This is a genomic window from Skermanella sp., assembly GCF_059503625.1.
Window position 1 is genome coordinate 1 of record NZ_JCACHA010000878.1, and the last position, 7,970, is coordinate 7,970.

Below are 7,970 nucleotides of genomic sequence, written 5' to 3' on the forward strand. Positions count from 1 at the left end.
CGGAACTGCGGGGGCGGCCAGCCGGCCTTGGTCGCCACCGCCCAGGGCATGCTCGCCTGGCTGGCGGGACAGGGCAGCCGGCCCGCCATCCGCGCCGCCGTGCCGCTCTACCTGCGCGACCGCGGGATCACGATCCACACGCTGGCCGCCGTCACCGGCGGCGATGCCCTGCGGGCCGGGCCGGACGATCCCGACGGCTTCACGGTGCGTTTTCTTGAGACGGTCGGGCGCGAGGCTGGGGAGGGCCGCGACCTGCTGCTGACGATGGAGCAGGAGTGGCGCCAGGCCCGGCTTCGGGTCGACCACCGCGCCGGCGCCCGGTCCAACAGCCGGCTGCCGGCGGCGGTCGATCTGCTGGCCGCCTCGCCTCTGCTGTCGATCTCCGCTCTGGCCGAGGCGCTGGGCTGCTCGGTCGAGGGTGCGTCGCGGATGCTGGAAGCCCTGGTCCAGCTTGAGGTCGCCGCCGAGGTCACCGGCCGAACCGGGCGGGGCGCCCGGCGGCTCTACGGCCTCAAGCGCCTGCTGCCGATCCGGGCCGAGACGACAGCCGTCCAGCGCCGGGCCAGGGGAGGGCCGCGCGGGCGGCCGAAGCGCGTCCTGACCGCCCCCTTCGCCGAACTGATGGACGATGCCGGGGTGGCTGAGGCACCGCCGGACGCGGAGTCGGCTGAACCGGCGCGCCTCACGGCGGTGAGCTTCGACTTCGACGCGCTCGACCGGCTGATTGCCGCCGCCGACGAGCGGACCCGCGGCGTCCGCCGCCTGCTCGACCGGATCGCCCGCGGCGACAAACCCTTCCCAACCGCTGACGGAACAGAAGAGCCGGGAGCTGCCTCATCCTGATCGTGCCGGAACCGCAAGATGCGCTGGTTTCCAGGTGATCACACCGCCGGCTCCAGCGGATCAACGGTATCCGGGTCAGCTGGATATGAGAGCGGCTGCCCTCGTCTCCTGGGCTGACAGGATACCGTCAGGGCGAAGGTCACCCGGCTCGTCATCCCTCGAACACCCTGCCCCCTCTGATCCTTTCAACGCCTTTGCCGGGCGGTTTCTGACCCGCTACTGTTTCACGCCATGACTGATTGGGAGGGCGAGACATGCGGGTTTCCGCTCACGACAAGGCGATCGCCGCCATCATGAAGTGGGCGCAGCGGGAGGAATGGCGCGAGCGTCTCGACGCCATCATCGCCGACCACTTCGAGCCGGTTTTCGAGCAGTTCGACCTCGAGCCGGATGAGCTGCCGGATCTGCTCGGAGCGGGCGGTTATACCCAGCTGATCGGCTGCGCCTTCGAGGACTTCGCGACCTGCGACTTCGAGCCCGACGACGGGAATGTCATCGACGACTACCTCAAGCGCCGCGGCTGGAAGGAGCCGGCGCCGGTCAGGCACTACCTGGAAGCCCTGCGCCGCTCGGTCATGAACCTCTACGAGGTCGTCGGCACCACGCCGGGCCGCCACTTTATGGCCCGCGATCTGATCCGCGGCGGCGATCCGATCCAGGTCAGGGACAAGCTGGCCTCCCAGGGCCTCGCCCAGTGGGACCGCATCGCCGCCCGAATGCTGCCGGTCGGCAATGAGATCCATATGGCCGGCGGCGTCGTGCCGCTGACGTTCGAGGACAGCAGCGCCCTGGTCGACGAGTTCACCCAGGCCCGGAAAAGCTTCGCCCGCAGCGTCAAGCGGCAGGCCAGGCAGCAGGGCGTCCCGATCGGCGACATCGATCAGTATCCGGTGGCGGACGCCATTCTCGGCGAGATGGCGCCGCTGTTCACCCAGGCGTGGCTGACCCGTTCCCTGCGCAGCGTCCTGGGTCAGGCGATGCCCAACCTCGTCAATTTCGACGGTGACAAGCTGATCTTCTCGGAAACACGGTTTCCGATCCAGGATCCCGCCCGGTCCGGCGAGATCGAGAGCCGCCTCGACGGCCTGCCGGATCTGGTCCGGGACGAGCCCGGTCAGCCGGCCTGGACATGGCTGACCGACGCGCCTCCGGTCGGCGCTGTGCCGGGCGCCTCATCCGGTGCGGTGATGTTCAAGACCTACGATGACCAGGGCGGGCGGGTACTCGGCTCGGTCCGGCTGGATCCGACCGCCGTGGTGCTGCAGACGAACTCGGTGGAGCGGGCTGAGCGGGGAAAAAGCTGGCTGGCCGGGATACTCGGCTCCCTGGTGAAGGCGCCGCTGACCGCGCTGCAGACGCCCGAGCAGGCGATGGCGGAGCACGCGGCTGCTGCGGGAGACGATCAACCCCCGCCCGAACCGCCGCTGCCGCCGGAGGAAATGGCGGCGCTGCTGCACGAGGTCGAGGACCGTCACTACCGCGAGATCCTGTCCCAGCCGATCCCGATGCTGGACGGCAAGAGCCCGAAGCAGGCGGCCCGGTCCAAGGCGGGGCGCCGCAAGGTGGTGGAGTGGCTGAAGTACCTGGAGAACGGCGCCGCGCGCCGCAGCCAGGCCCAGGGGCACCCAGCCTATGATTTCAGCTGGATGTGGGAAGCCCTCAAGGTCACCGACCTGCGCCACTGACGACGGCGACGTTCCGGTCATCACCGGTGCGGGGGAGCCGGGTGCCGACGATCAGGCCGTCGCTTTTGGGCGGCCGCGTTTTTTCGGGACGGAAACCGGTTCGGGCTCGGGGCGGCGCCTGCCCAGGCCGCTTGCCTTGGCAAGGTCGCTGCGCCTCCCGGCATAAGCGGGTGCCACCATCGGGTAGTCAGCCGGCAGGTTCCATCTGGCCCGGTACTGGTCCGGCGTCATGCCGTAGGTCGTGCGCAGGTAACGCTTGAGCATTTTCAGCTTCCTGCCGTCCTCCAGGCAGACGATGTACTCGGCCGTGACCGATCGGCGGATCGGTACCGCCGGCTTTCGGGTTTCCTCCGGCTGCGGCGGCGCCGGTTGACCGATCTGGAGGAGGGAGCCGTGAACGATGACGATCACGCCGGCAATGTCGGCCACCGGCAGGGCGTTACCGCGCAGGTAGGCGGCGGTGATCCCGCTGGTCAGGGCGACTATCTTTTCGGAAGAAACGGTGGGGCTGCTGGGGTTCATCGAACTTTCTCCAACTGTCGGGTAAATCGGTGGACCGGCGCCGGTGCCGGAACAGGATGCCGGTCCGGCACCGGCACTTCAGGCTGGGCCCTCAAGGGCATTTCTGTGCCGTGCCACCGATCCAAGCGACAGCGTCAGCCGATACAGAGAAACAACTTCGGCATCGGTCAGCGCCCCCGGTTTGCGCCGCGTCCAAAGATCGTCGCGCAGAGCGTCCATCCAGGCGTCCGTGAGCGGCGCCGCGGCACCGGTCGAGAGAACGAAGCCGCCGACCTCGAACAGCCGGGTGCCCAGGCTCATGCCCTCGCGCGCCGACTGCTCCAGCGCCTCGTTCATCAGCCAGAGCCCGGTCCGCTCGAGCAGGAGGTCGTCGACGTACCAACCGGCCATCGGATGACGCGAGGTGAACCGGACGATCGAGAACCAGTTCCGGCTCAGAGCCTCGACCAGTTCCAGGTCGAAAGCGTCGAGGGATCCCGAAACCGCTCGGGCGTAGCGGTCGATCGCCCGGGTCGATCCGCCGACGCGGCCGTAGATCGCCAGATCGGCGACCAGAGCCATCTCGTCGTCGCCGGCATCGATGAACCCGCCCCTGAGCCTCAGACCGAGCCGCTTGGCGACACGCGCCATTGCAGCCCCGGCGACGTGGCGATCCAGCGCCTGATGATGACGCACAACGCCCGCCAGGATCCGGCGATAGTCGGTGCGGGCCTGATCCCGATCCATCAAGGTTTCGTCCCCTACTCCTCCTGACACGACGCACCGGTGCCGTTCAACCGACACCGGGTCGGGATCTGGCTGCGGGCAACTGTCGCCATCAGCGCCGTCCGAAGGGATCAACGTCGCGCACTCGGATCGCCGACCGGACCGAAGGCGCCCATACTTCGGGTTCAGCCGCCGTTGAGCGCGCCCTTGACGCCTTTGCCGGCGGTAAACTTAGCGGCCTTCGACGCCGCGATCGTGATCGGCGCTCCGGTCTGGGGATTGCGGCCCTGTCGCTCACCGCGCTCGGAGACCCCGAAAGTGCCGAAGCCTGAAATGCGGATCTCGTCGCCTTGCTTGAGCGTGTCGGTGATCGTGCCGACCAGCGCTTCGACCGCCTTGCCGGCATCGGCCTTGGTCAACCCGGCGCGCTCCGCAACAGCGGCAATCAGTTCCGTCTGGTTCATCCTCAACCTCCCTCACACAGGCTGCCTCGATCGGCAGCGTCTCTCCGATTGCCACTGGTTCGACCGGGTGACAAGGCAAACACGCCGGACAATCCGCATCGCCGGCCGATTTCGGCGGTGTGGTTGCACCGACGCTACACTCCACAGTCCATTCCGTCCGGAATAGAAGATGTGCCGGACCGGAGGTGGGAGCGGATTAGTTCAGCCCGCAGGAAGTCCGTAACCCTAAGCGCGATTGGTGGGGTGCGGAACCGTTGAGCCCAATGACGATCAGTGGGTCAGGCTCTTCCGGCGGCCTGTACTAGGGAACCGATTTGCCCGCAGCAATGCTGATCAGGAATGATCTGGTATGCCACCCGGATGCCAATCCACACTCATCCGGTTCGTCTGGCCTGTCCGGCGTCCTGTCACGATGGCCGTATGGTCCGGGATGGACCTGAAGCGTCCGGCCGGGTTCCGCGCGATTGAGCCGGGGCAGACAGCGTATGCCAGAACCACAACCGTATCGCCTCAATCGGCGAGCACCTCCCCTTCGAATGCCGACGTCGGATCATTCCCGGTCTGTCGGTCGGCCATAGCCGTGCGGTACCAGTGTTCGGCATGCTGGAGGTTGTGCTGCATCGCTACCTCGTCGCCGGCCATTCTGGCCTGCTGAGCAAGTTCCAGGTAGCGGGTGTGCTTCGCCATGGCGCCCTCGCTGCCGCCCCTGCTGCGCCCACTATCGACACGACCGGCACCGCCATGTTGCGATGGCTTATGGCCAGCAGGAAACCTGTTTTGGGATCCTGATCGATTCTGGTTGGACGGTCTCACTGAACATCCTCGTCATCTGCGTCTGGTCATAGAAGCTGCATAGCTGAAGCCGGAGGCATATCATGCAGGTGAGGAAAGAGCCACGGAGCGATTTGCGGGATCAGGGGCTGGTCGCGGCCGAATGAGGCAGCATCGGACGGCCATTTCGATGGGGACCATCGCGCGGGCGCTCCTTGCCGCCGGAGGGACAGCAGCCTCGATCCTGACGCCGGGCAGCGGTCGGGGTGACCCAGGCGACGCCGCGCAGGGAGAGCTCGGTCCAGTCAGGCCGGGCTCGAAGTGGCCAGAAACCTCTTCCGGAACTCACCTCGTTTCCATCCAGCAGATATCCCTCATCCGAATCTTGTCAGTCGGCGATGGTCGAGCTTTGGGTATTGGCAAATCCGGCACTCTGTCAGCGGCCGCCCGCCCAGCATCGATCATGACGGTTTCAGCAAACGCAGAGCCGTGATCTTCTCGATCACGTCCTCGGTACAAAGCACCACCTTGCCATCACGCAGGCGTTCCATGACGATCGGATACTTGGGCCGGTTGGGCGCCAACCCGACCAGGCGATGCTCTTCGCGGTCGAGGATGACGACCTGGCCGAGATCGCCGGCTTCCAGACCATACATCGCGTGGTACTTCGTGAACTCCTCGGCTTCGCGGCGAGCTGATTTGCCATCGCCGTCGATCACCGCCAGCTCGAACTTGAGCTCGGCCGTGCTCTCCCTGAAGCGGGCAGTACCGAAACGAATCGTAATACCATGCCTGCGGCCAAGAGCGGCGAGCGCCGCCTCGATCTCCGGCTGCAATTTCCTGAGCACGACGGCATCAAACGCTTTGATCTTCATGGCAGGTTTCCCGACAACAAATGCACTCCTCCTCGGACGGGCACAATCATCCGCTCCGGTCCGAAGCTATGTCACAGCAGGGCTCCCGATGCTGCCGGGCTCCCAAGTCGTCACATCGGCTGCGTCGGCGAGGCTTCCGCTCAAACCGGCTTGGCATAAACCTCTCCCCACTCGTGCAGCTTGGTGTAGCGCGGCTTGGTCATGGTGCCGTAGACCGCCACCGCACAGGCTTTCTTCTCGCCGACCAGGATGACCAGGCGCTTGCCCCGGGTGACGCCGGTGTAGAGCAGGTTCCGGTGCAGCATGACCAGGTGCTGCAGCGTCAGCGGGATCACCACGACCGGGTACTCCGAGCCCTGGCTCTTGTGGATCGTCGTGGCGTAAGCCAGCACCACCTGGTCCAGTTCGTCGAAGCGGTAAGAGATTTCGCGCTCATCGAACCGGATCACCAGCTCTGCCTTGTCCGGATCAACGGAGACGACCCGACCGATGTCGCCGTTGTAGACCTCCTTGTCGTAGTCGTTGACGATCTGCATCACCTTGTCCCCGGCGCCGAAGGCAAAGCCGAACCGCTCTACCCGAACAGCACCCGGCGGGTTGATCGCCTTCTGCAGCTCGATGTTCAGGGAGCGCGCGCCCACCGACCCAACATTCATCGGACACAGCACCTGGATGTCGCGGATCGGGTCGATCCCCTGGCTGCGCGGCAGGTGGCGCGCGACCAGATGGACGAGCATGTCCACCACCCGCTCGGGCGTGCCGGCGTCGACCCAGTGGAAGTCGCTGGTTTCTCCCCGGCCCGGCAGCAGCGGCAGCCTGCCGGTGTTGATGCGGTGGGCGTTGGTGATGATCCGGCTGCTGACCGCCTGCCGGAACACCTCGGTCAGCCGCACCACCGGCACGATGCCGCTGTCGATGATGTCGCCCAGCACCCGTCCCGGACCGACGCTGGGCAGCTGGTCGACGTCGCCGACCAGCAGCAGCGCCATGCCGGGCGGAACGGCCTTGAGCAGCGCGTACATCAGTGAGACGTCGACCATCGACGTTTCGTCCACCACCAGCAGGTCGCCCTCCAGCGGGTTCTCTTCCGAGCGCTTGAAGCCGCCCGTGCTGGAGGCGACCTCGAGCAGCCGGTGCAGGGTCCTGGCTTCCAGCCCGGTTGCCTCGTTCATTCGTTTGGCCGCCCGGCCGGTGGGCGCCGCCAGCAGGATGCGGACACCCTTGGCCGCGAGTATCTTGATGATGCTGCTGACCAGCGTCGTCTTGCCGACGCCGGGACCGCCGGTGATGACCAGCACCTTGGCACGCAGCGCCCGGCGCAGCGCTGCCGATTGGCTCGGCGCCAGCGAGATCCCGGCCTGCCCTTCGACCCAGGGGATGGCCCGGTCGGCATCGATCCCCGACCAGGGCGGCGGACCCTTGCTGAGGGCGCCCAGCCGCTCGGCAATGTTGCGCTCGGAGTGGAACAGCCAGCCCAGAAACACCGCCGCCCGGCCGTCGATGGCATCCTCGACCAGCGTGCCCTCCGCCACCTCTTCGGCGATGGCGTGCTCGACCAACCCGGCTTCCACCTCCAGCACCTTTGCCGCAGCGTCAATCAGCTCATCGCGCGGCAGACCGCAATGCCCCTCATCCATTGCTTCGGCCAGGACATGCGACAGGCCGGCCCGGATGCGCAGCAGCGACTCCCGGGCAATGCCGAAGGCGGCGGCGATCCGGTCGGCGGAGGCGAAGCCGATACCGCGCACGTCGCGAGCAAGCCGGTACGGGTTCTCGCTGATCAGGCGGATGGCATCGCTGCCGTAGAGCCGGTAGATCCGGACACTGCGGGACGTGCTGATCTGATGGCCGTGCAGGAAGATCATGATCTCGCGGACGGCACGCTGCTCGGCCCAGCCCTCGATGATCCGGCGGGCCCGCTGCGGTCCGATGCCGGGCAGCGTCCGCAGCCGCTCGGGTTCCGCCTTGATGACCTCGAACACGGCATCGCCGAAGGCGGCGATCAGCTTGCGGGCGTAGATGGGGCCGATGCCGCGGATCAGGCCGGAGGACAGGTACTTCTCGATGCCCTCGGCAGAGGCAGGCGGGGCCGATTGGAGGAAGGA

General features: G+C 66.9%; 8 protein-coding genes. 2 read left to right on the plus strand and 6 right to left on the minus strand.

The genetic code is table 11. The features are described 5' to 3' along the window. The coding region (locus AC5JJ6_RS31955; RefSeq protein ID WP_496045916.1) for a dimerization domain-containing protein at window positions 1–843 on the plus strand (843 nt) is incomplete at its 5' end. Window positions 844–1,097: 254 nt separating this feature from the next. Then, complete coding sequence (locus tag AC5JJ6_RS31960) at window positions 1,098–2,528, plus strand: hypothetical protein (RefSeq protein ID WP_496045917.1); 1,431 nt, start codon at window positions 1,098–1,100, stop codon at window positions 2,526–2,528. A gap of 51 nt (window positions 2,529–2,579) precedes the next feature. Here AC5JJ6_RS31960 and AC5JJ6_RS31965 read toward each other — a convergent pair whose 3' ends face one another. The 6 genes from AC5JJ6_RS31965 to recD2 form a co-directional block, all read right to left on the minus strand. Continuing rightward, window positions 2,580–3,050, minus strand: coding sequence for a Ros/MucR family transcriptional regulator (locus AC5JJ6_RS31965; protein ID WP_496045918.1), 471 nt, complete (start codon window positions 3,048–3,050; stop codon window positions 2,580–2,582). 78 nt (window positions 3,051–3,128) lie between these two features. After that, the gene (locus AC5JJ6_RS31970; protein ID WP_496045919.1) at window positions 3,129–3,776 is read right to left on the minus strand and encodes a DUF7986 domain-containing protein; all 648 of its coding nucleotides are present in this window, start codon (window positions 3,774–3,776) and stop codon (window positions 3,129–3,131) included. Window positions 3,777–3,940: 164 nt separating this feature from the next. After that, window positions 3,941–4,219, minus strand: coding sequence for an HU family DNA-binding protein (locus tag AC5JJ6_RS31975; protein WP_496045920.1), 279 nt, complete (start codon window positions 4,217–4,219; stop codon window positions 3,941–3,943). Between the two features lie 510 nt (window positions 4,220–4,729). Next, complete coding sequence (locus tag AC5JJ6_RS31980) at window positions 4,730–5,032, minus strand: DUF4167 domain-containing protein (protein ID WP_496045921.1); 303 nt, start codon at window positions 5,030–5,032, stop codon at window positions 4,730–4,732. Between the two features lie 419 nt (window positions 5,033–5,451). Then, on the minus strand, window positions 5,452–5,865 hold the full coding sequence (locus tag AC5JJ6_RS31985) for a hypothetical protein (RefSeq protein ID WP_496045922.1): 414 nt from the start codon (window positions 5,863–5,865) through the stop codon (window positions 5,452–5,454). A 140-nt stretch (window positions 5,866–6,005) separates the two neighbouring features. Next, window positions 6,006–7,970: SF1B family DNA helicase RecD2 (gene recD2, locus AC5JJ6_RS31990; RefSeq protein WP_496045923.1), on the minus strand; the 1,965-nt coding region annotated here is incomplete at its 5' end.

Coding starts and splice junctions, on each gene's coding strand:
- AC5JJ6_RS31965 (WP_496045918.1), bottom strand. CDS start 3,050: ATGAACCCCAGCAGCCCCACCGTTTCTTCCGAAAAGATAGTCGCCCTG.
- AC5JJ6_RS31985 (WP_496045922.1), bottom strand. CDS start 5,865: ATGAAGATCAAAGCGTTTGATGCCGTCGTGCTCAGGAAATTGCAGCCG.
- AC5JJ6_RS31975 (WP_496045920.1), bottom strand. CDS start 4,219: ATGAACCAGACGGAACTGATTGCCGCTGTTGCGGAGCGCGCCGGGTTG.
- AC5JJ6_RS31970 (WP_496045919.1), bottom strand. CDS start 3,776: ATGGATCGGGATCAGGCCCGCACCGACTATCGCCGGATCCTGGCGGGC.
- AC5JJ6_RS31960 (WP_496045917.1), top strand. CDS start 1,098: ATGCGGGTTTCCGCTCACGACAAGGCGATCGCCGCCATCATGAAGTGG.